The 26,714-nt window shown below is 69.0% G+C and carries 28 protein-coding genes; 8 read left to right on the top strand and 20 right to left on the bottom strand.

What is annotated here, in order from left to right; genetic code table 11:
- Positions 1-132: 132 nt before the first annotated feature.
- The 3 genes from G6N14_RS07630 to G6N14_RS07640 all read right to left on the bottom strand — a co-directional run bounded on the left by G6N14_RS07630 (position 133) and on the right by G6N14_RS07640 (position 2,864).
- The gene (locus tag G6N14_RS07630) at positions 133-684 is read right to left on the bottom strand and encodes an NAD(P)H-dependent oxidoreductase (protein ID WP_085135329.1); all 552 of its coding nucleotides are present in this window, start codon (positions 682-684) and stop codon (positions 133-135) included.
- A gap of 103 nt (positions 685-787) precedes the next feature.
- Complete coding sequence (locus G6N14_RS07635) at positions 788-1,573, bottom strand: sulfite exporter TauE/SafE family protein (RefSeq protein WP_197747344.1); 786 nt, start codon at positions 1,571-1,573, stop codon at positions 788-790.
- Positions 1,574-1,655: 82 nt separating this feature from the next.
- On the bottom strand, positions 1,656-2,864 hold the full coding sequence (locus G6N14_RS07640) for an oxygenase MpaB family protein (RefSeq protein WP_085135330.1): 1,209 nt from the start codon (positions 2,862-2,864) through the stop codon (positions 1,656-1,658).
- A 57-nt stretch (positions 2,865-2,921) separates the two neighbouring features.
- Here G6N14_RS07640 and G6N14_RS07645 point away from each other — a divergent pair, with 57 nt between their 5' ends.
- Complete coding sequence (locus tag G6N14_RS07645; RefSeq protein WP_234808888.1) at positions 2,922-3,551, top strand: TetR/AcrR family transcriptional regulator; 630 nt, start codon at positions 2,922-2,924, stop codon at positions 3,549-3,551.
- A 95-nt stretch (positions 3,552-3,646) separates the two neighbouring features.
- Complete coding sequence (locus G6N14_RS07650) at positions 3,647-4,507, top strand: SDR family oxidoreductase (RefSeq protein WP_085135332.1); 861 nt, start codon at positions 3,647-3,649, stop codon at positions 4,505-4,507.
- Here the strand turns inward: G6N14_RS07650 and G6N14_RS07655 are convergent.
- Positions 4,495-5,130, bottom strand: a complete 636-nt coding sequence (locus G6N14_RS07655) for a VldE C-terminal domain-containing protein (protein WP_109559771.1) — start codon at positions 5,128-5,130, stop codon at positions 4,495-4,497. The two genes, G6N14_RS07650 and G6N14_RS07655, sit on opposite strands and share 13 nt — an antisense overlap.
- A gap of 198 nt (positions 5,131-5,328) precedes the next feature.
- Between G6N14_RS07655 and G6N14_RS07660 the strand changes: the two genes are divergently transcribed.
- Positions 5,329-5,661, top strand: coding sequence for a DUF732 domain-containing protein (locus G6N14_RS07660; protein ID WP_085135334.1), 333 nt, complete (start codon positions 5,329-5,331; stop codon positions 5,659-5,661).
- A gap of 83 nt (positions 5,662-5,744) precedes the next feature.
- Complete coding sequence (gene acnA, locus G6N14_RS07665) at positions 5,745-8,543, top strand: aconitate hydratase (RefSeq protein ID WP_085135335.1); 2,799 nt, start codon at positions 5,745-5,747, stop codon at positions 8,541-8,543.
- Between the two features lie 27 nt (positions 8,544-8,570).
- Here the strand turns inward: acnA and G6N14_RS07670 are convergent, their stop codons facing one another.
- Genes G6N14_RS07670 through G6N14_RS07700 form a run of 7 tightly spaced genes read right to left on the bottom strand, consistent with a single transcriptional unit; the run spans position 8,571 to position 16,353 of the window.
- Positions 8,571-9,626 carry an ABC transporter ATP-binding protein gene (locus G6N14_RS07670; RefSeq protein WP_085135450.1) on the bottom strand — a complete coding sequence of 352 codons (1,056 nt, stop codon included), beginning with the start codon at positions 9,624-9,626 and terminating at the stop codon, positions 8,571-8,573.
- A 13-nt stretch (positions 9,627-9,639) separates the two neighbouring features.
- Complete coding sequence (locus G6N14_RS07675; RefSeq protein WP_109559772.1) at positions 9,640-10,491, bottom strand: carbohydrate ABC transporter permease; 852 nt, start codon at positions 10,489-10,491, stop codon at positions 9,640-9,642.
- Positions 10,488-11,372, bottom strand: a complete 885-nt coding sequence (locus G6N14_RS07680) for a carbohydrate ABC transporter permease (protein WP_085135336.1) — start codon at positions 11,370-11,372, stop codon at positions 10,488-10,490. Before G6N14_RS07680 ends, G6N14_RS07675 begins: the two co-directional genes overlap by 4 nt.
- The gene (locus G6N14_RS07685) at positions 11,369-12,685 is read right to left on the bottom strand and encodes an ABC transporter substrate-binding protein (protein WP_234808900.1); all 1,317 of its coding nucleotides are present in this window, start codon (positions 12,683-12,685) and stop codon (positions 11,369-11,371) included. The genes G6N14_RS07680 and G6N14_RS07685 overlap by 4 nt, the downstream gene beginning before the upstream one ends.
- A gap of 35 nt (positions 12,686-12,720) precedes the next feature.
- Positions 12,721-14,634, bottom strand: coding sequence for a YhgE/Pip domain-containing protein (locus G6N14_RS07690; RefSeq protein ID WP_085135338.1), 1,914 nt, complete (start codon positions 14,632-14,634; stop codon positions 12,721-12,723).
- 2 nt (positions 14,635-14,636) lie between these two features.
- On the bottom strand, positions 14,637-15,377 hold the full coding sequence (locus tag G6N14_RS07695; RefSeq protein ID WP_085135339.1) for an ATP-binding cassette domain-containing protein: 741 nt from the start codon (positions 15,375-15,377) through the stop codon (positions 14,637-14,639).
- A 37-nt stretch (positions 15,378-15,414) separates the two neighbouring features.
- Positions 15,415-16,353 carry a sigma-70 family RNA polymerase sigma factor gene (locus G6N14_RS07700; protein WP_085135340.1) on the bottom strand — a complete coding sequence of 313 codons (939 nt, stop codon included), beginning with the start codon at positions 16,351-16,353 and terminating at the stop codon, positions 15,415-15,417.
- A gap of 72 nt (positions 16,354-16,425) precedes the next feature.
- Between G6N14_RS07700 and G6N14_RS07705 the strand changes: the two genes are divergently transcribed.
- Entirely contained in the window at positions 16,426-16,779 is a 354-nt protein-coding gene (locus G6N14_RS07705; RefSeq protein WP_085135341.1) for a DoxX family protein, read from the top strand.
- A gap of 1 nt (position 16,780) precedes the next feature.
- Here G6N14_RS07705 and G6N14_RS07710 read toward each other — a convergent pair whose 3' ends face one another.
- From G6N14_RS07710 to G6N14_RS21465, 4 genes are read right to left on the bottom strand one after another with little or no spacing between them, the layout of a single operon-like run.
- Positions 16,781-17,212, bottom strand: coding sequence for a TOBE domain-containing protein (locus G6N14_RS07710; RefSeq protein ID WP_085135342.1), 432 nt, complete (start codon positions 17,210-17,212; stop codon positions 16,781-16,783).
- Positions 17,213-17,243: 31 nt separating this feature from the next.
- Positions 17,244-18,044 (bottom strand): nuclear transport factor 2 family protein, encoded by an 801-nt coding sequence (locus G6N14_RS07715; RefSeq protein ID WP_085135343.1) that lies wholly within the window; start codon positions 18,042-18,044, stop codon positions 17,244-17,246.
- Positions 18,044-18,613 carry an isochorismatase family protein gene (locus G6N14_RS07720; protein ID WP_085135344.1) on the bottom strand — a complete coding sequence of 190 codons (570 nt, stop codon included), beginning with the start codon at positions 18,611-18,613 and terminating at the stop codon, positions 18,044-18,046. The genes G6N14_RS07715 and G6N14_RS07720 overlap by 1 nt, the downstream gene beginning before the upstream one ends.
- Positions 18,598-18,834, bottom strand: a complete 237-nt coding sequence (locus G6N14_RS21465) for a DUF2784 family protein (protein ID WP_275986276.1) — start codon at positions 18,832-18,834, stop codon at positions 18,598-18,600. The genes G6N14_RS07720 and G6N14_RS21465 overlap by 16 nt, the downstream gene beginning before the upstream one ends.
- 58 nt (positions 18,835-18,892) lie before the next feature.
- Here G6N14_RS21465 and G6N14_RS07730 point away from each other — a divergent pair, with 58 nt between their 5' ends.
- Positions 18,893-19,477 (top strand): RDD family protein, encoded by a 585-nt coding sequence (locus G6N14_RS07730; protein WP_085135346.1) that lies wholly within the window; start codon positions 18,893-18,895, stop codon positions 19,475-19,477.
- Between the two features lie 17 nt (positions 19,478-19,494).
- Here G6N14_RS07730 and G6N14_RS07735 read toward each other — a convergent pair whose 3' ends face one another.
- Positions 19,495-21,003, bottom strand: coding sequence for a carboxylesterase/lipase family protein (locus tag G6N14_RS07735; RefSeq protein WP_085135347.1), 1,509 nt, complete (start codon positions 21,001-21,003; stop codon positions 19,495-19,497).
- Positions 21,004-21,101: 98 nt separating this feature from the next.
- On the opposite strand from G6N14_RS07735, the gene G6N14_RS07740 reads away from it, so the two are divergent.
- Entirely contained in the window at positions 21,102-21,800 is a 699-nt protein-coding gene (locus tag G6N14_RS07740) for a hypothetical protein (RefSeq protein WP_085135348.1), read from the top strand.
- Positions 21,801-21,803: 3 nt separating this feature from the next.
- Here the strand turns inward: G6N14_RS07740 and G6N14_RS07745 are convergent, their stop codons facing one another.
- The gene (locus G6N14_RS07745) at positions 21,804-22,142 is read right to left on the bottom strand and encodes a hypothetical protein (RefSeq protein WP_109559774.1); all 339 of its coding nucleotides are present in this window, start codon (positions 22,140-22,142) and stop codon (positions 21,804-21,806) included.
- Between the two features lie 141 nt (positions 22,143-22,283).
- Here G6N14_RS07745 and G6N14_RS07750 point away from each other — a divergent pair, with 141 nt between their 5' ends.
- Positions 22,284-22,619: an RNA polymerase-binding protein RbpA gene (locus tag G6N14_RS07750; protein ID WP_085135349.1), complete on the top strand. Its 336-nt coding sequence runs from the start codon at positions 22,284-22,286 to the stop codon at positions 22,617-22,619.
- 43 nt (positions 22,620-22,662) lie between these two features.
- On the opposite strand, the gene G6N14_RS07755 is transcribed toward G6N14_RS07750, so the two are convergent.
- From G6N14_RS07755 to G6N14_RS07765, 3 genes are read right to left on the bottom strand one after another with little or no spacing between them, the layout of a single operon-like run.
- On the bottom strand, positions 22,663-23,415 hold the full coding sequence (locus G6N14_RS07755) for a polyprenol monophosphomannose synthase (protein ID WP_179960813.1): 753 nt from the start codon (positions 23,413-23,415) through the stop codon (positions 22,663-22,665).
- Positions 23,408-25,156, bottom strand: coding sequence for an apolipoprotein N-acyltransferase (lnt, locus tag G6N14_RS07760; protein WP_085135351.1), 1,749 nt, complete (start codon positions 25,154-25,156; stop codon positions 23,408-23,410). The genes G6N14_RS07755 and lnt overlap by 8 nt, the downstream gene beginning before the upstream one ends.
- Positions 25,149-26,675 (bottom strand): amidohydrolase, encoded by a 1,527-nt coding sequence (locus G6N14_RS07765; protein ID WP_085135452.1) that lies wholly within the window; start codon positions 26,673-26,675, stop codon positions 25,149-25,151. The genes lnt and G6N14_RS07765 overlap by 8 nt, the downstream gene beginning before the upstream one ends.
- Positions 26,676-26,714: the final 39 nt, after the last annotated feature.

Below are 26,714 nucleotides of genomic sequence, written 5' to 3' on the forward strand. Positions count from 1 at the left end.
CGGTCAGTCGGGACTATAGGGTCACCGACGGGGTTTGCCGAGGTTTGAGATCCCGACGAGCCGAAGTCCCGGTGGGTCAGCGCGAACTCCCCCGACGCCGTCACCGCGGACAGCAGCGGCAGCCCGCCCGGTCTAGAGGTGCTCGATCAACCGCGCCCAGACTCCGCCCAGCGACGCGACGACGTCGGGCGATTCGGCGGGCGGCAGCCCATTGAGATCCTTGGCCGGAATGGACAATTCGATGTCCTCGGGCACCTGCGCGCCGGCGATCGCGAGCGACTTGCGGGCATCGGCGTGTGCCCATTGACCCCCGTACCTGCCCAGTGCCGAGCCGATCACCGCTGCCGGCTTGCCCTTCAGTGCGCTGTTGCCATACGGGCGCGAGAGCCAGTCGATCGCATTCTTGAGCACGCCGGGCAGGCCGCCGTTGTACTCCGGCGTGACCACGAGCAAGGCGTCGCTGGTGGCCGCCTCGGCACGAAGTGCCTGCACCACCGGATCGCCTGTCTCGGTGTCGAGGTCCTCGTTGTAGTGCGGCAACTCGCCCAGGCGGTCGAACAGAATCGGCTCGACGTGCGCAGGCACGTGATCGATGGCTGTCTGGGCCAGTGCGCGATTGAGGGATCCAGACCGCAGGCTGCCCACCAGGATGAGTGTTCGCACGGTGGATGTGGCCGGGGTCATCGGTGGCGCATTCGCAGTAGCCTTCACTTTCGCAGGGACCGTGATCGTAGCGTTTCGTCCTGGCCGCGCGCCGATCCTGGGCGCCGCCCACGTTGTGCCGCTCCTAACGAAGCGCCTCGAGCACATAGAGAACGGCGGTCGCGACGGCCAGTGTGCCCAGCACGGTTCGTAGTGCGGCTTCGGGTAACCGCGGCTGCAGTCGTGCGCCGAGATAGCCCCCGACGAGCCCACCGGCTCCGGCGAGCAGTCCCACGGTCCAATGGGGCGCGACCTGGCCTCCCGTGGTGACGATCGCCAGGATCGTATAGGTGGCGGCCCCTACCAGCGAGGTGATGAATGTGCACACCAACGTGGCCGGGGCCACCGTCGCCACTGCGACACCGTGGCCGACCAGGATGGGGCTGAGCAACGATCCGCCACCGATCCCGTAGATGCCGCCGATGACCCCGACGATCAGCGCTATGCCGATGGTCAGGCCGCCTGCCAGTGGCGCCGAATCGGGCGTCGGCGCTCGCTGCGGTCGGCGAAGAAGCCAAAGCCCAAGCGGGAAAAGGAAACCTGCCACCATGATCCGGAACAGCTCAGGGCCGGGAATCAGGAACACCCGGACGCAGGCCCCGATGACGACGCCGGGCAGCGTGCCAATGAGCAGCGATGTGGTCAGGGCGCTGTGCAGGCTCGCCTGCGTGCGGTAGCGGGCCAGCGCGCCGGGTACCGCGACGATGTTGAACAGCAGGTTGGTCGGGGTGACCGCGGGGCTGGGGATCTGCAGAACGCTGATCTGGATCGGAAGCAGAAACACCGCGCCGGACACGCCGACCGGTGCGGTCAGCAGTGCGACCGCCAATCCCCCGACAAAGCTGATCAGAACCAGATCGGTCACGGCCACCCCAGCACTATGGCCGCAGCGGCGCGGCGTTGACCAGAGTTTGAATCACCGGACTTGCGTTGTGAACATGGCCGGCTCGCCGCTACGCCGAGCGCACCGCCGCGGGATGGTCGCCGCTGTTGGGCGCGGCATCCACCAGGTCATGGCGTATTCCATAGCGGTGACGCTGTTCCTCCATCAACCGCGGATAGTTGGCCAGGGCACGGCGGGTCCGCATGTCGTTGACGCCGGGGATGCGGGCCAGGATGTGGTTGGCCCCCGCGACGACCGGGCCGACCACGCGCGGCAGATACTTCAGCCGGGTGTCGGCCACCCCGAGTTGGGTGGCGTTGGCGTCGCCGAGAAATGCCCGGACCATGCCGTTGATGACGTTGACGCCCACGGCGTGTTTCCACGCACCGCGGAACGGCAGCAGCTCGGCGATCTCGCGCGCCAGGTAGTCGTGGGTCAGCGCCCGCACGAAGTCGCGATCGCCGTCGTCGGGCGTCACCGCGGTCAGCGCATACAGTTCGGCGATCCGGATCTGATCGGCTTCGGTGGCCGGATTCAGCGGCTCGGCAACACCGTTGAGCCGCCCGACGTAACGCCAGAGGTGGTAGATGTCGTCGAGCTCGGCGGGTGTGTAGCGGATTCCCAGTTGGTGCATCGCCGCCAGCGCGATCCGGCCGAATTCGACGACGGTGACGGCCATATAGCTCTGCGGAATCGGCACACCCCACGTCTCGGTGTCCCAGTCGGCCTCGGTCAGCAGATGGCGCCGGACGAACGCGTGAATCATCCTGACCCGCACCGTGGTGGCCACCCCGGCGCCGTAGCGCCGCAACCCGCCCGGGGTGAGAATCGTATGCAGCCAGGCGCCCACCTCGATCGACCGCACCGCCGCCTGGCTCGTGTAGCGGCCGGTCAGAACCAACGGCAACCCGGCGACGGAGTTCATCGCGCCGGTGGTCAAGGAGGCGGCACCCAAGACGATGCCGTATGAAGCGGTGTGGCGCACGATGTGCCCCGCCGCACGGTCCAAGCGGTCGTGGTCGAGCCAGTCCGGCTCGTGGTCGATCTCGGCGAACAGCGCGCGCAACGACTCCGGCGCCTCCGGCACAGCATCGATGCCGTGCTCCAGTGCGGTGCGCAGCATGGCCATCCCGGCTCCGCGCGGCAGCGTCGCGAAATCAGCGACCACGGCATCGGCCGGCTGATCGGCGATCTGCGTCCCCGCGATCCAGTCGCGGCCGGCCTGGCCGTATCGCGCGATGGCCAGGTCGGCATTGGGGATATGGGGCGCATGTGCCATGCAGTCATGTAAACATGAGAATGCCTCATTTACTACTCACTTTTGCCGGGAGGTGCGTTGCCCGCTCCGACACGATCACGCCCGCAACAGCAGCGCGCCCGCGAGATGCGCCGCCGGCTGCTGGACACCGCCCGGCAGCTGGTAGAGCGCCGCGGGGTGGAACCGTTGACCACCCAAACCATCGCCGATGCCGCCCACGTGAGTATCGGCACGGTGTATCGCTATTTTCCCGACCGCGCCGCGATCATCGTCGAGCTGGTGGAAGAGGCCACGCGCGACATCTCCTTCCAGTTGGTACGCACCGTCGGCCAAGCCATCGACCTGGAGGTGGATCAGGCGGCTTTCCTTCTCGTCGACACCCTCACGACCGTCTATGAGCAGCACGCCCCGATACTGCTGGCGGCGATGACATCCTCGGCTTTCGACCTGCCGCCCTACCTCAACCACACCGCGATGGCCGAGGTCGAGCGCAGCCTGCTGCCGCTGGCCAGTGTGATCCCGAGCCGGTCGCGGCCGGATCTGTCGCCGGCAGAGCTGGACGATCTGGTGTTCGTCACCATGGGCGTTACCTCGAGCGCCTGTCTGCGTATCGCTTTGCAGCGACCCGCCACCGCGGATCGCGACGCCATGATCCGGGTGACGGCGGTGATGCTGGCGGCCGCGCTCAAGGCCCCGGCGGACACCTGACGGGCTTTACAATTCTGCACTGAACTGTCACGCTAGCGCCCGGGCGCCCACGGTCCGAATCCGCGCCGAAGCCCCACTACCGCAACGCATCGACGATGAGGAGTCCGCAGGTGACAGGCGCCGAATTCTCCGGCAAGACCGTCGTGATCTCGGGCGCAAGCCGCGGTATCGGGCTGGCTATCGGCCTGGGTGCGGCCCGGCTGGGTGCCAACGTCGTGCTGCTGGCCAAGACGGCCGAGCCGCATCCGCGACTGCCCGGCACCGTCTACACCGCGGCCGCCGAGATCGAGGCCGCCGGGGGCCGGGCCCTCGCGGTCGTCGGCGACGTGCGCAGCGAGCAGGATGTGCAGCGGGCGATCGACGCCGCGGTGGACAAGTTCGGCGGCATCGATGTGTGCGTCAACAACGCCAGCTCCATCGCGACCGAGCCCACCGAGCAGTTGTCCGCCAAGCGTTTTGACCTCATGCAGGACATCAACGTGCGCGGAACGTTCCTGCTGACCAAAGCCTGCCTGCCGCATCTTCGGCACTCGGCCAATCCGCATGTGCTGACCATCGCTCCCCCGATCAACCTGAACCCGTACTGGCTGGGCATCCACCCGTCCTACACGCTGTCCAAATACGGGATGACGCTGTTGACGCTGGGCTGGGCCGCCGAATACGCCGACGCCGGGATCGCCTGCAACTGCCTGTGGCCGCAGACCTACATCGCAACGTCAGCGGTCGCCAACACTCCCAACGGGGGCGAGTTGCTCGAGAGGTCGCGCAGCCCGCAGATCATGGCGGACGCCGCCGCGGAGGTCGTGCGCCGCAAGGCCGGCGACGCCAGCGGCCAGTGCTTCATCGACGCGCAGGTGCTCACCGAGGCCGGGGTGACCGACCTGTCCGGCTACGGCGGCGGGCCGGAGCCCTTGATCGACTTCTTCATCGACGACGCCGACGCTCAGCGCAGGTAGACCTCGGCCCCGCTTGGGTATCCACCACCGGTGGTGGTGACGTGCACATGGTCGTAATGGCCGTATCCGCCACGCTGCGCCCCGCCGCCGGGTGTGTAGTACACACCGCGCCAGATGGCGTCCTGCAGGCCGAACCAGTCGGCGTTCTCCATCACGTAGGCCACGATCTCATCGCCGAGCGCGATGCCCGCGGCGCTGGTCGGGTTGGGAACCATCACGTCGAGCGCCAGCCCATTGGGGTGCCAGCGCAGCGCGTCGGACCGCACGCCCCCGATTTGGCGGATCTGCGGGAAGGCGTCGCTGATGCTGCGGGCCGTCTGGATGGTCCGGACCTGCAGGCCCCGCTCCGGGGCCACTCCCGCCGGCAGGAACCGCGAAACGGTGCGGGTGCGCGATGCCGCCGAGAACCGCGCCGGGGTGCCCGTTTCATGGGTCGCGGCGGGTGCCGCGACAAGCTGCATTCCGCCAGGTGAATTGTCTTCAGCAACCACCGCAACGGATTCTTTCGGCACCACAGGATTGGCGCTTCCGCCCACAGCAAAGAACACCGCCGCTGGTGCGAGGACTGCAGCCATCAAAACAGATGACCTTTGCCGCTTGCTGGCTAACTCGTGTCGGCCCACGGGAAGACACAATACGAGAAATTCGGCTAATAGTCACAATTTTATAAACCTCATAAATTCCTTATGTCGCCGTCGTCACAATCGCGCCCGCGCGCGCCGGTCGATGGGCTCCGATTCGCGCAGGTGAGCGCGCTTGGCCCCGCTCCCCCGCACCCGGCAAAGGAAGCTCACCTAAGCAGACGGGGCTACACTGCTCTCATGAAATCGACGACCCTCGCCGCAGCGGTCCTGGGCGTGGCCGTGGCGCTGGCCGCGCCCGCCCACGCCGACCCGGACACCGATTTCGCCCGCGAACTGCACACCTACGGCATCTACGGCCCGCGGGACTACAACGCGTGGCTGGGCAAGATCGTCTGCGAGCGTCTGGACAAGGGACTCGACGGGGACGCGGCCAAGTCGGTGCGCTTCATCACCCCCAACCTGCAGAAGGGCAGCACCCAGGTGCAGGCCTGGCAGTTCCTCGGCGCATCGATCAACACCTACTGCCCCGACAAGCGTCCGGTTCTGGAGCGGGCCGCCCAGAACGGCTGATTGCGGCCTTCTTCCCCTGGCCGCGGCGGTGACGTGGCCCTAGGGTCGGTAGTGACCGATCCGTCCGGTGGGAGGGGCCTGCGATGGCCGAAAGCAGCAACCACGACAGCTTCGACACCCGGGGCCGGCTGAGCGTCGACGACACCACGTATCAGATCCGGCGCCTCGACCGGGTCAGTGGCGCAGCACGGTTGCCCTACAGCCTCAAGGTTCTTCTGGAGAACCTGCTGCGCAACGAGGACGGCCGCCTGGTCACCGCCGAGCAGATCAGCGCGCTGGCCGCATGGGACCCGGCCGCCGAACACGGCCGGGAGATGGCCTTCACGCCCGCACGAGTGTTGATGCAGGACTTCACCGGGGTGCCGTGCGTGGTCGACCTGGTCGCGATGCGTGACGCAATCACCGAGCTGGGCGGGCAGACCAGCCGCATCAACCCGTTATGCCCCACCGAGCTGGTGATCGACCACTCGGTGATCGCCGACGTCTTCGGGCGCGCCGACGCTTTCACGATCAACGCCGAACTGGAATTCGAGCGCAACGCCGAGCGCTACCAACTGTTGAGGTGGGCGCAACAGGCCTTCGACGATTTCTCGGTGGTGCCGCCCGACACCGGTATCTGCCACCAGGTCAACCTGGAATACCTGGCCCGCGTGGTGTTCACCCGCGACAGCGCGGAGGGACCGCTCGCCTACCCCGACACCCTGGTGGGCACCGACTCGCACACCCCGATGGTCAACGGCCTGGGCGTGCTGGGCTGGGGCGTCGGCGGGATCGAGGCCGAAGCGGCCATGCTCGGACAACCGATGAGCATGCTGATCCCACCGGTGGTCGGCCTCAAGCTGACCGGCGAACTGCAGCCGGGCACCACCGCCACCGACCTGGTCCTCACGGTGGCGCAACTGCTTCGTGCCACCGGGGTGGTGGGCAAGTTCGTCGAGTTCTACGGTCCGGGGGTGGCCAACGTTCCGCTGGCCAACCGGGCCACCATTGGCAACATGAGCCCGGAGTACGGGGCCACCTGCGCGATCTTCCCCATCGATGACGTGACCTGCGACTATCTGCGATTGACCGGGCGCTCGGAGCACCAGATCAAACTGGTGGAGGCCTACGCCAAGGACCAGGGCATGTGGCATGACCCGGACCGCGATCCCGAATACTCCCAGACTCTCGAACTGGACCTCGGCGCCGTCGAGCCGTCGATCGCCGGCCCCAAACGCCCGCAGGACCGCATCCCGCTGCGGCTGGCCCCCCAGACCGTCGCCGCCCTGCTCGACGGTGCCGAATCGACCGCCCAGGCATTGTCGGACCTGGACAAGGCGTCGGCGGACTCGTTCCCGGCCAGCGACCCCATCGCGTTCGGTCAATCCCAACCCGAAGGCACCCCGCGGGAACAGTGGGCCGGCGGCGACAAGCTCCCGTGGCCCAGTGCGCCCACCCCGATCGAGTTGGCCGACGGCACGCGGACCCAGATCGACAACGGCGACGTGGTCATCGCCGCGATCACCTCCTGCACCAACACCTCCAACCCCTCGGTGATGGTGGGCGCGGCACTGCTGGCGCGCAACGCCGTCGACAAGGGCCTGTCGCGCAAGCCGTGGGTGAAGACCACCCTGGCACCCGGATCCCGAGTGGTCACCGACTACTACGAGCGGGCGGGCTTGACCCCCTACCTGGACAAGCTCGGCTTCAACCTGGTCGGCTACGGCTGCACCACCTGCATCGGCAACTCGGGACCGCTGATCCCCGAGGTGAGCAAGGCTGTCGTCGACCAGGACCTGACCGTGTGCTCGGTGCTGTCGGGCAATCGCAACTTCGAGGGCCGCATCCATCCGGAAGTGCGGATGAACTTCCTGGCCTCGCCGCCGCTGGTGGTCGCCTACGCGCTGGCCGGCAACCTTCGCGTCAACCTGCTGACCGACCCGCTCGGCACCGGCAGCGACGGCGAACCGGTGTACCTGCGCGACATCTGGCCCACCGCCGCCGAGATCGCCGCCGTGGTGGACGACAACCTGCAGGCGCAGATGTTCACCGCCAGCTATGCCGATGTCTTCACCGGCGACGAGCGCTGGCGCTCGCTGGCTGTGCCCGACAGCGACACCTTCTCCTGGGAGCCCGAATCCACCTACGTGCGCCAGCCGCCGTACTTCGACGGCATGACGCGCGAGCCCGCGCCGGTCACCGACATCACCGGGGCTCGGGTCCTGGCCAAACTCGGCGACTCGGTGACCACCGACCACATCAGCCCGGCCGGGTCCATCCGCTATGACTCCCCCGCCGGAAAGTACCTGTCGGAGCACGGAATTGACCGCAAGGACTTCAACTCCTACGGGTCACGCCGCGGCAACCACGAGGTGATGATCCGTGGAACCTTCGCCAACGTGCGGCTGCGCAACCAGTTGGCGCCCGGCACCGAGGGCGGCTTCACCCGTGACTTCAGCCGGGCCGAGGGTCCGGTCACCACCATCTACGAGGCCTCGGTGAACTACCTCGCCGCCGGGACCCCGCTGGTGATTCTGGCGGGGAGGGAATACGGGTCGGGATCCTCGCGGGACTGGGCCGCCAAAGGCACTGCGTTGCTGGGAGTGCGAGCCGTGTTGGCGGTGTCCTACGAACGCATCCACCGGTCCAACCTGATCGGCATGGGCGTGCTGCCGCTGCAGTTTCCCGACGGCGCCGACGCGGACTCGCTGGGGCTTACCGGCGAAGAGACCTTCGACATCACCGGGGTGACCGCACTGGGCGAGACGATCCCCGACACCGTGCACGTGCGGGCCGGTGACATCGAGTTCGACGCGACGGTGCGCATCGATTCCCCCGGCGAAGCCGACTACTACCGGCACGGCGGCATCATGCCCTACGTGCTGCGGCAGCTGCTCGACTAAAGGCCCCGCCCGCAGAATCGGGCCGGCTCAGATCCGGGTACCGTCGGCGGCGAACAAGTGCAGATCGCTCATGTCGAAGCCGAGCGACAACCGGGCGCCGCGTGACACCTCGACGTTGCCGGAGACCCGGGCCACCAGCCGGGCCGTCCGCTGCGCCGTCGCGCCGTACAGGTAGGTGTCGGCGCCCAGTTCTTCGACGAAATCGACCTCGACGCCGATCCCGCGATCGGAGATCTTCAGGTGCTCAGGACGGATACCGACCGTCAATTCCGCTGCTGGCGAAACGCTTTCCGGCGGCAGCGGAATGCGGAACCCGCCCAGTGACGCCGCGGAGTCGACGACGGGAACGGTGAACAGGTTCATCGCCGGCGACCCGATGAACCCGGCGACGAACACGTTGGCCGGGGTGCGGTAGAGCTCGCGCGGAGTGGCGCACTGCTGCAGGACTCCGTCGCGCAGCACCGCAACCCGATCGCCCATCGTCATTGCCTCGACCTGGTCGTGGGTCACATAGACCGTGGTGATCCCCAACCGCCGCTGCAGGTCGGCGATCTGGTTGCGGGTCTGCACCCGCAACATGGCGTCCAGATTCGACAGCGGCTCGTCCATCAGAAAGACCTGCGGGCGCCGCACGATCGCCCGGCCCATCGCGACGCGCTGGCGTTCGCCGCCGGAGAGGTCCTTGGGCTTGCGGCCCAGCAGACCCGACAAACCCAGCAGTTCAGCGGCTTCCGACACCCGGGAGCGGATCTGCGCCTTGGGAGTCTTGGCGACCTTGAGGGCGAACCCCATGTTCTGCGCCACCGTCATGTGCGGGTACAGGGCGTAGTTCTGAAACACCATCGCGATATCGCGCCCGCCGGGATCGGTTGCGGTGACGTCATGCTCGCCGATGAGGATGCGCCCGCCGTCAACGGGTTCCAGGCCGGCCAGCATCCGCAGCGTGGTGGTCTTGCCGCACCCCGACGGTCCGACGAGCACCATGAATTCGCCGTCCTCGACGGCCAGGTCCAGGCCGTCGACAGCGCGGCGTTCGGTGCCCGGATAGTGCCGGGTCACCGAGTCGAACGTCACTGAGGCCACCGCGTTCTCCTGACTACCGTCCACCGAAACCGGTCGCCGCGATCCCGCGGACGAAGGCCCGCTGGGCGACCGCGTAGATCACCACCAACGGCGCGAGCATCAGCATGGACGCAGCCATGAGTATCGGCCATTCGGCGACGTACTCGCCCTGCATCCATACCAACCCGAGGGTCAAGGTGGCGATGTCCTTGCGCTGAATCATCAGCAGCGGCCACAGGAAATCGTTCCAGACATTGATCCAGGTCAACACCGCCAGCACCATCACCGCGGGCCTGGCGTGCGGCAACAGAATCCGCCAATAGATGGTCCACGGCGAGCAGCCGTCCAAGATGGCGGCCTCTTCCATGTCGACGGGCAAGGTGGCGAAGAACTGGCGCATCAGGTAGGTGCCGAAGGCACTGCCGAACAGCCCGGGGATGATCATCGCCCACATGGTGTCGGTCCAGCCGAAAACCCGCATCAGGATGAACTGCGGAATCACCGTGACCGTCAACGGCACCATCAGCGTCGCCAGATAGAGCACGAACAGGCTGTCGCGGCCGGTGAACGGAAGCCGGGCAAAGGCATAGCCGGCCAGGGAACAGAAGAACACCTGCCCGGCGGTGACGCAACCGGCGTAGAGCACGGTGTTGAACAGCATTCGCCAAAACGGCATGCGGGCGAACACCTCAAGGTAGTTCGACCACTGCGGATGGGCCGGAACCAGGATGGGCTGGCTGATCTCGGCCTGGCGCTTCAGGGAGCCCGACAGCGCCCACAGAATCGGGAACAGCGCGCAGGCGGTGACCGCCCCCAGCCCGGTATAGGCGCCGAGCAGCCCGGCGATGCGGTGCCGGCCCGGTGGCGCGGCGTGGCGGGGCGTCACTGCTCCACCGCATTCCGGCGGGACAGCCGCAACTGGATGACGGTGAGCACCAGCAGGACGGCGAACATCGCCCAGGCCAGCGCGGATGCGTAGCCGAAGTTCAGGAAGGCGAAAGCCTGCTGGAACAACATGATGGCCAGCACGTAGGTACCGGTCTCCGGCCCCCCGCTGCTTCCGGTGAGCACGTAGACGAGGTCGAACGCCTGAAACGCGTTGATGACCGAGATCACCACCACGAACCACACGGCGCCGCGGATCATCGGCACCGTGATCGACACGAACCGGCGCAGCTCCCCCGCCCCGTCGATGCGCGCCGCCTCATGCAGGGATTCGGGCACGCCCTGCATGGCCGCCAGCAGGATCACCGTCGCAAACGGCACGCTCTTCCAGACGCTGACCACACACAACGACACCATCGCCCAGTGCGGCTCGGTGAGCCACGGCACCGGGGCGACGCCGAACCAGCCGAGCATGATGTTGAGCAGCCCGTTGTCGGTGTTGAACACGAACTGCCACACCACCGCGATCACCACCGACGACACCGCCAGCGGGAGAAAGGCGATTGCCCGGAACAGGCCGATTCCCCGGATCTGGCGGTTCAGCAGTCCGGCCACCGCAAGGCTGATAAGCACCGTCGGGACCACGCTGCCGAGCGTGAACACCGTCGTGTTGCGCACCGCGATCGCGAACAACGGATCGCCGTCGAACAACTCGCGGTAGTTGGCGGCGCCGACGAACTGCGGCGGCGTGAACAGGTCCCAGTGCTGGAAGCTCATATAGAGCGAGAAGCCCAGCGGGAAGGCCATGAACACCGCGACGGCAAGCAGGTTCGGCGCGATGAACCAGCGTCCTGCGCGGGACCGGCTGGGGGTCGGGTTCATGGCGCGGCCAATACTTCGTCGATCTGCGGGGTCAGGCCGTGCTTGAGACTCGACGCGGGCCGTGAGCCGCGCAGGACCGGACCGATGGCCCGGTCCATCAGGGCGTGGACTTTCTGCCAGTCCGGGGTGATCGGCAACCCCTCGGAATGCTCCGGCCCGCCGGTCAGCACCGCAAGGTTGGAGATCCCGGTGTGGGCGGCGGTGAAGCCCGGTGAGGCGATCGCCGAACGCAGCACCGGCACGAACAGGCCGGATTCGGCGATCAGCGACTGGCCCACCGGCCCGGTGGCGAACTTGAGGAATTCCCAGGCCTGTTCGCGGCGGCGACTGCCGGCGGCAATGGCCAGACCGGTGCTGCCGATGGCGGATCGAGCCGCCCTGCCCTTGGCTGCGGCGCCGGGCCCGGTCGGTAGCACCGCCACATCGAATTCCAGCTCCTCGGCATGGACGAACGTCTGGTAGCGCCAATGGCCGCCGAGTGCCATCGCGGCTTTGCCGGCGGTGAACAGGCCCATCGTGGAGATCGACTGGGTGTCTGCGGCGGCCGGCGCCACCCGATGCACGTTGGCCAGGTCGGCGTAGAACTGGATGCCGGCCAGAAAGTCGTCGTCGTCGAAGTTGAGGTGGGTCGGGTTGACCCGCGGTACCGCCCACGGTGTGCCGTTGTTCATGCCGAACAGGGCCGCGCTATAGGGCGCAGACCAGGTGTCGACGAAGCCCCACTGGGTAACCCGTCCGTTTCCGGAACGGCGGGTCAGTGCGGTTGCGGTAGCGAGGAATTCGTCGAAGCTCCAGGGCTGGTCCCAGCGGCCCGGCGGCGGTGGCACACCGGCTTCGGCGAAGATCCTGGTGTTGTAGAACAAGAACGCGCCCGACCACTGCTCCGGAAACGCGTACTGGCCGCCCTTGAAGCCGAACGTCTCATACAGCGCCGGGTGACTGTCGGCGTGCAACGCCGCCGCGAACCGCCGATCCCGCTCCAGCAGGCCGTTGAGGTCCAACAGCACCCCGCGGTCGGCAAGCCCGGCGAAGTTGAACTCCCACGCCATCAGCACATCCGGGCACCTGCCGCCGGCGCAGAACGTCGAGATCTGCTGCGTCGGATCGCCGCCGGCCAATATCGTGCGGACCCGAACCTCGGGGTGCTCGCGTTCGAAGGCGGCCACGATGCGCATCCGGGCGTCGGCCTCTTCGGGGTTGGCCGCGAAATAGAACGTCAGAGCGTCGTCGCTGGTGCCGCAGGCCGGCGTCCACGGAACCAGCGCGGCCGCACCGAGCGCCCCCGCGCCCCGGAGCACGGTGCGCCGAGGCAGGACTCGCCCGCCCGAAGGTGTCGCCGGCGCCGCCGTCACACTTCGATCGGGGGGTAGAGGCGTTCGAGGGTGTACTGGCGGTCGCGTCGGGCAGCCCAGGAGCTGGCGAGCAGGGAGGTGACCAGGATGCCGGCCAGCACGGCCACCGACATCCACAACCGCTCGTCGACGCCGCCGACGGTCAGCTGGCGCAGCCCGTTGACCGCATACGTCATCGGGTCGTAGGGGTGCAGGATCTGGAAGGGCTTCGCGGTGGTCTCCACGGGATACACCCCGCCGGACGACACCAGCTGAAACATCAGGAAGGCCAACGTGAAGACCCGGCCGACGGCCACCCCCAGCAGCGCGTTGAACGCCTGGATCATGGCCAAAAACGCTGCGGCGATCAACGCCAGAAAGGCCACCATGCCGGCAGCGTGCCGGGCTTGCAACCCCACCCCGAAGTGGACAACGGTATACATCAGCAGCACTTGGCACAGGCCCAGCAGCAGGGCCGGCCAGTACGAGGCGAGTACCACCCGCAACGCACCGAGACCGCTGACGATGGCGCGGGTCTGCAACGGAGTCAACAGCATCCAGACGATGAGTGCGCCGATGAACAGCGCCAGCGGCAGAAAGAACGGGGCGAATCCGGTGCCGAAGGTGGCGGCGTGATGGGTGAAGTCCATATCCACCCCCACCGGACTGGCCAGGATCTGCGCCACCTGCACGCGTTGCTGGTCGGTGATCGTCGAGGCCCGCTGATCGGCCTCGCCCAGTCCCGCGGCCAGCTGCGCGGCACCGTCCTTGAGCTGATTGCTGCCGTCGGTCAGCTGGACCAGCCCGTCGCTGAGCTGATTCGCACCGGCTTGCAGCGCGGTCGCCCCGTCGCGCAGCGCGACCAGGTCGGCTTGCAGGCCGCCGTCGAGGGCATGCGTCATGAACGTGCGCAGGCCGCTGCCGGGGTCGGCGAGGTCGTTCTCCAGCTGTTGGGTGTTGGCGCGCAGGTGCGCCAGGCCCTCGTCGGTGGCCGGGTCGATGCCCGCGACGTCCAGGAGCCGCTGGGCGCCGGCAAGGGTGCCCGCCAGTGCCTGGACCGCGGGGTCGGGGTTGGCGCGCAGGCTGTCGACCACCTGGTCGACGACGCCGGCGGCCTGCTGGTAGTTGACGTTGAGCGAAGCGATCCGGTCGGTCAGCGTCGAGAGGTCGGCACCGAGGCCGGCGGCGGCCGCGCCGGCGGCATTGGGGTCGAACCCCTTGGCGGCCAGGTCTTCGGTGAGCTTGAGCAACGGGTCGGTGGCCTGGTGCACGCCCGTCGCCAGCTGGCGGACTCCGTCGGCGAGCGCGGCTGAACCGTCCCGCGCCGTGCCCAGATTGGCGGCCAGAGCGCTTGAGCCCTCAGCGAGTTGGCCCGCGCCGTCGGCAGCCCGGCGGACCTCGTCGGTCACCTGGGTCAGGGCGGTGCCGATCACCTGCTGGCCGACTTTGGCGCTCACTTCGTTGAGGACCTCACGGGCGGCGTTCTGTCCCATGACCGAGGCCAGATAGTTGTTCGCGTCGTTGAACCGGAACTGGATCTGCGCCTTCTGCGGATGCGGTCCCGCCGGGGACACCACGGCGGCGCTGAAATCGGCCGGCAGGGTGATCGAGAAATAGTAGGTGCCGTCGGACACCCCCTTGACGGCCTCGCTCTGCGAAACCTGGTGCAGGTCCAGCTGGCCGGAGTCGACCAGGGCGCGAGTCACCTCGTCCCCGGCGTGCACCGGCTGGTCGGAGACCTGCGCACCGGTGTCTTCGTTGACCAGGGCAACCGGGATCTTGTCGATGGCGGCGAACGGATTCCAGAACGCCCACAGATACATCGCCCCGTACAGCAGGGGCAGCACGATGATGATGATCAGCGCCAGCCGCGGCATGGTGCCCCGCGAATAGCGTTTGAGGTCGGTTCCCAGCGACATTCCGGCGAGCATGCTCAGTGGTTCCCCTTCTCGTGTCGGCCCTGGGTGAGCTCGGCGCTTTCGAGGGCATCGACGGCGATCTGCGTGGTGACGCCGGATCCCTCGCCGAGCGCGTTTGCCGAGGCGGTGATCACCGTCTGCTGCCCGCCCAGGACCACCAACCGCTGGACCAGGGTGGCGCGGTCACGGTCGTTGGTGACTTCGTCGATGCTGCCGACCACCAGCAGCGGTGGGCGCTTGGTGTTGGCCAGCGCGATACGCAGCAGCAGGCCGGTCAGCTCGTCGAGGTGCTCGACGTAGTCGTGCAGTCGCGGCATCGGCACATCGCCGAAGACCGGGGCGCAGATCGCGTCACGCTCGGCGTCACCGGCCCGGCGCACCAGGCGGTACCACGGTGCGTCCCAGCGGATCTTCTCGGTGATCAGGTCCCCGACTCTCACCGACTCGAAAATCTCATCGAGCTCGGCTATCCCGGCCAGCGCGGCCAGATCGAAGATGGCGCGGGCTTTGCTCTGGCCGAACACAGTGAGCGTGCCCGCGGAGGGCTTCATCCGGCCGGCGAGGTTCATCAGCAGCGCGGTGCGCCCGGACCCGGGCGCACCGATCAGCAGGCTCACGCCGCCGGCCGGGATGTCGAGGTCCAGGGGCCCGAACACCCGCCCCCACGGCCCGGTCATCGTGATGCCGCGTGCCGTCACCGCCGGAGGTTGCGCTTCGGCCGTCGTCTCCTCGGCCGCAGCGGTCTGATCTGTCACGGGCTGTCCCCCTCACACATCGGTTTCGCGTGACCCATCAAAGCAGAACCCGGCCGCGGCGAGCGGCTGTCGCGTGTTCTGGCAGCAGATCAGCCCGCGGCAGGTGCAGCGTCGCGGTGCGCAGCCGCTGCGGATCGCCGGTGATGTCGATGGTGTGAATACGGCCAGCCTCGCCGATTCCGATGCGCAGCAGGGCATACAGGCGACCGCCGGGGGCGATCGCGATGCCCGGTGCGCCGTCGACGATCAGCACCGCGCCCAGCTCTGCGCGGCCGGTGAAGCTTCGGGTCTCTTGGGCGACGTCGGCGGCGCCGCGCATCTGCGTGGGCACCCCGGCGGCCACCAGCACCGGATCAACCCGCCGCACGACATCGGGCGCCAGCATCGCCAGCAGGGCCGGGATGTCGCCGTCGCGAGAGGCGGCCAGGAACGCGCTCACCACCCGCAGGTGTTCGGCGCGGCGTCGCGGCGGCTCACCCGAGGCGTCGCGCAGGCGGGCCCGGGCCCTGCTGGCCAGCTTCTTGGCGGCGTCCGGGGAGCGGTCCAGCACGTCACCGATGTGTTCGAACGGCACGTCGAACACGTCGTGGAGCACGAAGGCCACCCGCTGAGCCGGCGACAACCGGTCCAGCACCACCAGCAGGGCGCGGCTGACCGCCTCGCCGCGCAACACCTCCTCGTCGGCGGCGGGCACGGCAAATGCCGCGCTGCCGTTCAGCTCGGATGAGTCCGGCAGGGGCTGCTCGCTGCGGCGTGAGCGGGCGCGCAACGTATCGACGGCGACGCGGGCCGTGATGGTGGTGAGCCACGCGGACAGATTGTCCACCGCCGCAAAGTCGGCACGGCTGGCCTTGAGCCAGGCCGCCTGGACGGCGTCCTCGGCGTCGGCGGCCGAGCCGAGCACATGAAACGCCACCGAGTGCAGGCGGTGGCGGTTGTCGTCGAACCGTCGGGCCAAACCGTCGGTGTTGCCCATAGGTCACCTTTCCCTTCCGGGAGTCGTCACAGGGATAGAGCCACACCCATCGACGACAGAAAGAGCAACATCATGAGCGTACCGATTGTGAGCCTGGTGACGGTGGTGGTCACCGCGGCCGTCACCATTGCCGTCGCCGTGGCGGACTTCGTTCCCGCGCAATTCGTCCTGGCCAATTCGGCCGAGATCGGCGTACCGAGGTCGTGGATTCCGGTATTGGGCGGGCTGAAACTGGCCGGGGGGCTCGGACTGCTCATCGGTGTGGCCGGCGTTCCGCTGGTCGGTGTCGCCGCTGCGGTTGGGCTGGTGGCCTTCTTCATCGGGGCCGTCGCGACCCACGTCCGGACCGGGGTGCTGCACAACATCGGCTTTCCGGCGGCGTATCTGCTGGCGTCGGCGGCCTCGCTGGTGGTACTGCTGGCGTGAGTCAGCCCAACTCGGTGACGCCGGCCGAACCGGCCCGCCGTGGCAGTTCGACGACGACGTCGGTGGCCTTGACCGAGGCCACCACCAGGCTGCCCGGTTCCAGCTGCAGTTCGTCGGCGGCTTCCCTGCTGACCAGCGAGACCAACCGGAACGGTCCGGCCTGGACCTCGACCTGCGCCATCACCGTGTCGCGGGTGACCTTGGTGACCAGCCCGGCCATCCGGTTGCGCGCCGACTGGCCCACCACCGGACTGCGTGACACCGCTTCGGCCGAGGCGCGCTCCTGGGCGAACCGGGCCAGCTCCGCCCCGTCGACCGTGCGGGGCCCGCTGCCTGCCGTCAACGGCAGGCGGCCGGAGTCCACCCACCGGCGGACGGTGTCGTCGCTGACCCCGAGCAGCTCCGCGACTTCGGCGATACGAAAGCTCGGCACGTACCGAGTTTATCGCCGCTGCCAGGGCAGCTCAGGATGCTGCGAAACAGCGGACCGCTCTGATGGGCCCGGCCCGGCCCGCCACGTCGAAGAAGAGCACGGCGCGACGCTGCGCAGAGCTGGTCGACACCGCGACCGTGCCACCGGCGGCCACCATCTTGACCGGGCGCGCGCCGGCTTGCAGCGCCCCGATCTCGGTGAGCTCGACCGCGGCGTCATCACCGCACGTGACGGCGGCGGCAGGCGCCAGCAGGCCACTGGCGGTGGCGACGTCGCCGCGGCTGAGCGCGTCGAGGAACGTCCGCACCGTGTCCTTGCTCGCGCCGGCCGGCCGGCGGAACCCGGCGGCGAAACCGGCCGCGCCGGACAGTCCCTGATTGCGCAGCAACGCTCTGGCCAGCCCGACGCCGGCGGGCACCGCCGCGGCACCTGCGCCGAGAAACTGACGCACCATGGCCGGAAGCTCCCAGAAGGCCTGCAGGCGCACCAACTTCCATTGCCCGGAGGACTCGTTCAGGTCATAGCGCAGGATCGCCGGAATGTGCATGGTGACCGCGTCTCCCATCGCGACCTCCAGCTGCAGGTCCCGGATGACGGTACTCGCGTGCACGATGTCGAGGTCACGGTGAAACGTGATGTCGCGCGGTCCGATGAAGGTGTCGTAGAACCGCCCGATCTGCTCGGCGCCGATATGCGGGCGCGCACCCACCGGATCTTCCACCCGGCCGTCGGCGCTGAACAGCCCGGTCCAGCCGGCCCGATCGTGCGCGGCGGCCGCAGCCGGAGACTGTTCGACCGCCGCCAGCAGCTCCGCGGCCGTGGCGCCGGTCATCAGGCCGCCTCCAGCACCGCGACACCGGCGCTGCGCATCGCCGTCAGGGCGGCGGCCGTCGAATCGGGGGTAACCCCGGCGGTCAGGTGCGGCAGCACCGCGGTGGCAAAGCCCTCACGGACCGCATCTTCGGCGGTGCGGCGCACGCAGTGATCGGTGGCGACGCCGACCAGCTCGACACTGTCCACATCGTGTTCGCGCAACCAGTCGCCCAACGAACAGCCATGCACGTCGACACCCTCGAAGCCGCTGTAACCCGCGCTGTAGGAACCCTTGTGGAACACCGCCTCGATACCGGCGGCGCTCAGGGCGGGGTGCAGGGCTGCGCCGGGACTTCCCGCGACGCAGTGCGGCGGCCAAGAGTTCTGGTAGTCGGGATGCGCGGAGAAGTGCGGCCCCGGATCGATGTGCCAGTCCTGGGTGGCCACCACGTGGGCGTAACGGGTCCGGCCGCTCGGGGTCCGCAGGTAGCGCCTGATGGCGTCGGCGACCGCGTCGGCTCCGGCCACCGGCAGTGCCCCGTCGGCGCAGAAATCGTTCTGCACGTCGACGATCACCAGCGCCCGCATGCGTCCACAGTATCGCCGGCGGCGCAGCAGCTCTCGTCCGCACAGCACCCAGGAGCCCAGGCGACCGCCACACCGTGCAGCCACAGGGTGCGCGGCCGGCGCAGGGCGAGGAAACCGCCGACCACGACGTAGCCGAGGAACCCAAGGTGCGCTGCGACGATGAGCACCACCGCGATCCGGTACATCACCGTTTCGCCCTCCGCAGAAACCGATCGAGCCATCGAGCCTGTGCGCGTCACGGTACATTGGCGAACACCAACGTGGTCAGGAGCGGATCTGATGACAACCGGCGATTTTGGCCCGAACGGTCCCGGTTACGGACCTGGTTACGGCTCCAACGGCCCCGGTTACGGGCCGCAGGGGCCCGGTTATGGCCCCGGCTACGGCCAGCCCGGCGGTTACCCGCCGCCGCAGGCCTGGGGACCCCCGCCCGGTCCGGCGCAGCGGCCGGGTGGCCTGCTCAGACGGTTCTGGGCCCGCGTCCTCGACGGGATGCTGGTGGGCGTCGTGTCGTTCTTCCTGTCGGTGTTCGTGTTCTCCGACGATTACCCGTTCCTGGTGACCGGCCTGTTCTCCGGGGCGCTGACGTTCGGCTATTTCGTGCTGTTCGAGGTCACCCAGGGGGCCACCCCGGCCAAGCGGCTGCTGGGTCTGCACGTACGCGGACCGGACGGTGTGTCGAAACCGACGGCTGCCCAGTCGGCCCTGCGCAACTCGTTCACGTTGCTGGCCGTCGTCCCCTACGTCGGTCCGCTGCTGGCATTCATCGCCTACATCGTGATCGCGGTGACCATCAGCGGCAGTCCGACCAAGCAGGGCAAGCACGACGAGCTGGCCGGCGGCACCCGGGTCACCCGGGACTGAACTTCCTGCCCGGATGCTCAGTGGGCGAGGGTGAAGCCCTGCCACGCCTTCCGGCGCTCCGGGGCCGGGTCGTATTCCAGCCGGGTTCTGCGGTCGAACACCATGACCGCGCGCTCGTCGGCGGAGTAGGCCGGCCAGTTCTCGCCGGGCACCCCCGCCCGGCTGAACGCGCCCCAGCGGCGCTGCACCTGCTTGCTGACCTGAACCGCAGTGCGCCGGTCCGCGCCGGCGGTCAGTAGCCGGCCGAACCCTCCGCTGCGGTAGATGTCGAACACCGCGAACAACTCGGTGGCGTGCGTGGCGCCCATACCCGACCAGCGCAGCATCCGCGGCGCGTAGTCGTAGCGGTAGACGTAGGTGGGGGCATGAGCACCGTGGGCCTCGGCGATCTGCCACACCGCTGCATTGAACGCGAAATCGCCGCCGAGCCGCACGCACGCGGACCGCTTCGGGTAGTCCGGGTAGGCGGCGATGATGCGTTCGCGCACCGTCGCATCCGTCCCGGCCAGCACTGCCTCGACCGTCGGTTCATCGACCGGCAGCATCTTCAGGAACCGGGTGAACAAGCGTCCTTCCTCGGCGTTGCTGCCGACGATGAGCGGAACCCGGTGCGCCGACCCCTGCCGCATCGCCTCCACCGGTTCCACCGGCAACACGTCGTCGCCACAGACCGGTCCGATGGGGAACGCGCCCAGCATGTCGCGGTTGCCGTCGTCGATCAGCCGGTCCTGGGCGTCCAACAGCTCAGCCGGCGACACCCGCAGCAGGGCCTGGGCGGCGTCGCCCGGGCGGACTCCCAACAGCGCGGCGAATCGCTCGGCGAACGCCGCGGCGATCTCGGTGTTGCGCACCAGACCCGCAGCCGGGCTTTCGGCGATGGCCCGGGCGAACAGGCCCTGCGCCGAGGGAACCGCCAGCAAAGTGGCGACGGCGTGTGCGCCCGCGCTCTCCCCGAAGATGGTGACGCTGTCGGGGTCGCCCCCGAACGTCGCGATGTTCTCCCGGACCCAGCGCAGCGCCAGCACCAGGTCACGCAGGTACAGGTTGCTGTCCACCGTGACCTCGGGGGTCGACAGCGACGACAGGTCCAGGCAGCCGAGCGCACCCAGGCGGTAGTTGGCCGAGACGTAGACGCAGCCGCGCCGGGCCAGCGCCGCCCCGTCATAGATCGGGGTGGCCGAACTGCCCAGGATGTAGCCGCCGCCGTGGATGAAGAACATCACCGGCAACGGACCGTCGCCGCCGTCCTCCGGCGCCACCACGTTGAGCGTCAGGCAGTCCTCACCGGTCGGCTGGAAACGGCCGGGCCCCAGCGCGGTGTACAACCGGCGCTGCGGCGCGCAGTAGGTGAATCCGTGACAATGGCGAACCCCCGACCACGGCTCGGCCGGTTGTGGCGCCCGGAATCGCAGCGGACCGACCGGCGGGCGGGCATAAGGGATGGACCGCCATCTGCGCACTCCGTCGCGGGCGAAACCCTCCACCACTCCGGTGGCGATGCTGGCCTGCACAGGGTGGTTATGCATGAGGCGAACGGTAGCGAACGCGGCGGCGGTTAGCGAACCTCGACGAAGGAGAGGCGCGGCTGGACCGCCGCTTGAGCAGGGCCGGTTAGCCTAACGGCATGCGTCGTAGCGGGCTGATCGCCGTACTGCTGTTGACCACCGGATGTTCGGGGGCCACCCTGCACGAACCGGAGCCGACGTCGTCTGCGCCGGCCACATCCCGCACCGCTCCGTCGTCGGCTGCTGCGACGACGACCTCGGCCAAGCCGGTGGGCCCGCCGGCGGCCGGCGCGTCGATCTCCGATGTGATCACCTGGATCGAAACCGCCCGTCCGGTCGACGCCGCGAGTTTTCACACCGCCATCCGCGACGGCGAGGTGACCGACCTCATCGACGATGTCGCGTTCACGGTGCCGGCCGCGCCGCGGCGCGACACCTTCTGCATGACCGATTCCAGTTCCGCCGACAGCGCGTTGTCCTGTGTGGTGGACCTGGTGACTCCGACTCCGCAGCCCGACGACATCTACGGCGAGTGGAAGGGCGGCTGGGTCGATTTCGGCGGCAACACGCTGCGGGTCGGGTCCGCGCACGGCGATCCGGGACGGTTTGTGCACGGGAACGGCGCCGTGCTGCCCGACGGCTCGTCGCTGTCCTTCGCCGACTACCGCTGCCGGGCCGACCGGGTCGGGCTGTTCTGCGTCAACTATGCGCACCGCGCGGCGGCACTGATCAGCCCGGAGGGCATCACCACGTTCGGCTGCCTGCAGTCGGTGCCACCGCCGGCCGACGCCGGCAAGCTGTTCAGCTGTGCCAGCTGAGGATCAGCGCCAGCGGTCCGCTGAGTCGACCGCCTGCAACAGCGTGTCGCACAGCTGGGTCAGCTCCTCGCGGGGCGCGTCTTCACGCAGGGCGGTCGCGATGTCCTCAGCGGCGCACCGGACCTGGTAGATCCGGTCGGACAGGGCCGTCGCCTCGTCGGCGGAGAGCACCACCGAATCGGGTGCCAGCGCGGTGGTCTTGCCGCTGGCGATCAAGGCGCGCTGTTCGTAAGCGCGCTGACGGCAGGACTGGCGGCAGTACTGGCGACGGCGCCCGATCCCCGCGTCGCCCACGTCACGACCGCACCATCGGCACGGCTGGGTGCGGGGACTGCGAGGCACGGTTGAACACCTTAGTCCGCCGGCGGCGATCCCCCCGGTATCATGAGAGGTCTCGCCACGTGCGCCGGGAACTTCGCAGGGTCCGCTCGCGTTGGCAATCCTGAGGCATATTTCACTGAACAGGTTTTAAGGAGAGTGGTCATGGCTGATCGTGTTCTGCGGGGCAGTCGGCTGGGAGCCGTGAGCTACGAGACCGACCGCAACCACGACCTGGCGCCGCGTCGCATGGCGCGCTACCGCACCGACAACGGTGAGGAGTTCGAGGTTCCCTTCGCCGACGACGCGGAGCTCCCCGGTACCTGGATGTGCCGCAACGGCCTGGAAGGCACCCTGCTCGAGGGCGATGCGCCCGAGCCGAAGAAGGTCAAGCCGCCGCGCACCCACTGGGACATGCTGCTGGAGCGCCGCTCCGTCGAAGAGCTCGAAGAACTGCTCAAGGAGCGCCTCGACCTGATCAAGACGAAGCGGCGCGGCTGAGTCCGCGCCGGCCCGTCGCGGCAGCCCCGGCTGCCGCGATGATCTAGCCCCGGGCGCCCCGCAGCCGGTTCAGCCGGCCGCCGATCCCCCACTGGGCGACCTTGACCATCGCTTCGCGGATGTTCGAGCCGCTCATCTTCGACACGCCGAGTTCCCGTTCGGTGAACGTGATCGGCACTTCGGTGATGGTGAACCCGTTGTTGACGGCCCGCCAGGTGAGGTCCACCTGGAAGCAGTACCCCTTGGAATCGACCGCGTCCAGACCGATCTTCTCCAGGACCGACCGGCGGTAGGCCCGGTATCCGGCGGTGATGTCGTGGATCCCGACGCCGAGCAGCAGACGCGCATAGGTGTTGGCGGTCTTGGACAGCACCAGCCGGCGCACCGGCCAGTTGCGCACCGCGCCGCCGTCGACGTAGCGCGAGCCGATTGCCAGGTCAGCGCCCGCGTCGATGGCATCGAGCAACCGGTAGAGCTGTTCGGGCGCATGGCTGCCGTCGGCGTCCATCTCGACCACCACCTCGTAGTTGCGGTCGAGCGCCCAGGCGAACCCGGCCAGGTAGGCCGCGCCCAGTCCCGCCTTGGAGCTCCGGTGCATCACGTGGATGCGGGCGGGATCGGCGGCAGCCCGCTCATCGGCCAGCTTCCCGGTACCGTCCGGACTGCCGTCGTCGACGATCAGGATGTGCACATCGGGGCGAGCCTGCTGTAGCCGATCGAGGATGATCGGCAGATTCTCCAACTCGTTGTAGGTGGGGATGACCACCAACGTGTGCAGGCTGGGACGCTCATTCATCGGCGCCGCTCCTCCCGTTCTTCGCATCGGCGCCGGTGCGGCCCCGCTTGAAATGGCGTCGGCCAAACCGATCGCGCATGAAGTTTCCATTTTGCCGTATGCCGGCCAGCAGGGCAGCAACGGCTGCGCCAACCAGCACCCACTGCAGCGCCGGCCCCCACCGTGTCGCGGGCGTCAGTGCGGTCTTGAGGCGCAGGTGGCCGTCCAGATAGGCGGGTTCGAAGAAGGCGGTGCGCGCCAGCTCCCGGCCGTCGGGAGCGATCACCGCGCTGATCCCGGTGGTGCCGGCGACCACCACGTAGCGGTTGTGCTCGACCGCACGGACCCGGGCGAACGCCAGTTGTTGTTCGCTCATCGTCTCGTCGAAGGTGGCGTTGTTGGTGGGCACAGCCAGCATCTGGGCGCCGGCGAGCACCGACTGACGCGGCGCGCGATCGAAGATCACCTCCCAACAGGTGGCGACCCCGACCGGGACACCGGCGACATGCACCACCCCGTCACCGTGGCCGGGAACGAAATACCCGGCCCGGTCCGCGTAGCCGGAGAGCCGGCGGAAGAACCCGCGCCACGGCAGGTACTCCCCGAACGGCTGGACGATCCGCTTGTCGTGGCTGTCCCCCGGGCCGGTGCGCGGATCCCACACCAGCACCGAATTCGACGCCACCGGGTTCTGCGGGCTCCACCCGGCAGCGGCGCGTACGGTGCCCACCAGGATGGGGGCGTCGATCGCCTGCGCGGCGGCGGTGATCTGCTGGGCGGCGTCGCTGTTGGTCACCGGATCGATGTCGGAGGCGTTCTCCGGCCAGATGACGAACAGTGGCTGCGGGGCGCGTCCCGCCGCGACATCGTCGGCCAGCCGCAGGGTTTCACGGACGTGGTAGTCCAGCACCTCGCGGCGCTGGGCGTTGAAGTCCAGCCCGAGCCTGGGCACGTTGCCCTGCACGACGGCCACCGTGATCGCCGGGTCGTCGCCGGCCCCGGCACCGGAACGACGAACGCCGGGCCACACCACGACAGCGGTCAGCATCACCAGGCAGATACACAGGCCGGGTACCAGAACCGCCGGTGGGCGCTGGTCGCGACCGGGCGCCGGTGGATTGCGCACCCACCGCACGATCTCCATGGTCAGGGCGGTGCCGGCGCATCCGAGCAGCGCCACGCCGGTCGACAGCAGGGGCACCCCGCCGAGGGCGACCAGGGGCAGCAACGGTCCGGCGGTCTGGCCGTATCCGACTCCGCCCCAAGGGAATCCGCCGAACGGGAAGACCGACTTCGCCCACTCCTGCGCGGCCCACAGCAGCGCGAACCAGATCGGCCAACCGGGCAGGGAGCGCACCACGACAGCCGCTGCACCGAACAGCGCGGGAAACAGCGCGCACGTCAGTGCCAGCACCAGCCACGGCAGCGAGCCGACCAGCCCACCCACCCAGGGAAGCAGCGGCAGATACAGGGCCAGGCCGCACAGCAGGCCGTACCCGAAGCCGCCGGCGACGGTGGTCTCCCGGCGGATCAGCACCCAGCTCAGCGCGGCGAAGGCCAGGATTGCGGCCCACCACCAGTTCAGCGGAGGAAAGCTGGAGCGCAACAGCATGCCGGCGCCCACCGCGGCGGCCAACTGCGCCCAGCGGTCCGCGGCGGCGAGGGCCAGCCTTTCGGCCCGGTTCGGTCCGGTCCGGGCGGGTTCCCCACCACCGTGATCGGCGGTGGGAGCCGACCCGGCCGGTTCGCCGTTCTCAGCCATACAGAACCACCCCGCGGTGGACCGTGCGACGGCATCGGGGGCTGGCTCCGGCGTCGAGCACCGGCAACGCGGGCACCCGCGCGCGGGGATCGGTCGACCATCGCTGGACGGTGTCGCGGGGCGCCTGCACGGCCAGCCTGCCCGTCTCCCAGACCGCGTAGGACGCCGGCGCTCCGGGGACCAAGGTGCCGGTGATGCCGTCGTTGACACCGGCGGCCCGCCAGCCGCCGCGAGTCGAGGCGCCGAATGCCGCCCGCATCGAAATCGCGCTGCCCGGCGTGCGATGGTGCGCAGCGGCGCGCACCGCGGCCCAGGGATCCAGGCCGGTGACCGGGCTGTCGGAACCGAACGCGAGGGGCACGCCTTGGGATGCTAACAGCGCGAAAGGGTTCAGCCCGGCGGCTCGCTCGGCGCCCAGGCGCTGGGCGTACATGCCGTCCGCGCCGCCCCAGCGCGCGTCGAAAGCCGGTTGCATGCTCGCGATCACGCCCCAGGCGCCCAGCTTGGCGGCCTGCTCGGCGCTGACCATCTCCAGGTGCTCCAGCCGATGGCCGCAGCGGGCGACCGCAGCCACCCCGTACCGGTCCACCACCTGCTCCAGCGCGGCCACCACCGAGGACACCGCGGCGTCGCCGATGACGTGGAACCCGGCGGTGACGCCGGCTTCGGTACAGGCCCGCAGGTGTGCGGTGACCGCGTCGGCGTCCAGATGGCGCACCCCGGTGCAGCCGGGGGCATCGGCGTAGGGCTCATGCAGCCAGGCGGTGCGCGAGCCCAGGGCGCCGTCGACGAAAAGGTCGCCGCCGAGCCCGCGAGCGCCGGTGTCGGCGATCAGCTCGCGCGCCCGATCGGCGCTGCGGACCGCTTCGCCCCAGTAGCCGATGACTTCGACGCCGCTGCCGTTGTCGCACACGGCTCGCAACTCGCGCCAGTCGTCGGCGCCGCCGATGTCCGGGCCGGCGCACTCGTGAACCGCGACGACCCCGGCCGCGGCGGCGGCAGCCAGCGCCGCCGCCCGGGCTTCGGCGCGTTGCGCGGCGGTGAGCAACCGTCCCGACGCGGCCCGGACCCGATGGTGGGCATCACCGGTCAGCGGCGCAGCCGGATCGGCCGTGCTCGACGGCACCAGGTTGCGCAGCGCGGTGGATGCCAGCGCCGAGTGGACGTCCGCCCGCGACAGGTAGGCCGGCCGGTCCCCCACCGCGGCGTCGATGGCGGCGGTGTCGGGGACCCGGGCGTCCGGCCAGCCGGATTCGTCCCAGCCGTGTCCGCGGATCGGCTCCCCGGGGTGGGCGGCGGCGTAGTCGGCGATCAGTTGCAGGCAGTGCTGCGCCGAGGTTGCCGGCCGAAGATCCAGCCCGACATGGCACAGCCCGGTCTCGGTGAGGTGCACGTGGCTGTCGACGAACGCCGGGGTGACCAATGCACCGTCGAGTTCGACCACCTCGGCCTGCGGGAACTGTTCCCGACCGAGCTCGTCGCTGCCCAGCCAGACCACCAGCTCGCCGCGGACTGCCATCGCGGTGGCCTCCGGGTGACTCGGACTGTGGATCCGCCC

The organism is Mycolicibacter hiberniae (genome assembly GCF_010729485.1).
Taxonomy (GTDB): Bacteria; Actinomycetota; Actinomycetes; order Mycobacteriales; family Mycobacteriaceae; genus Mycobacterium; species Mycobacterium hiberniae.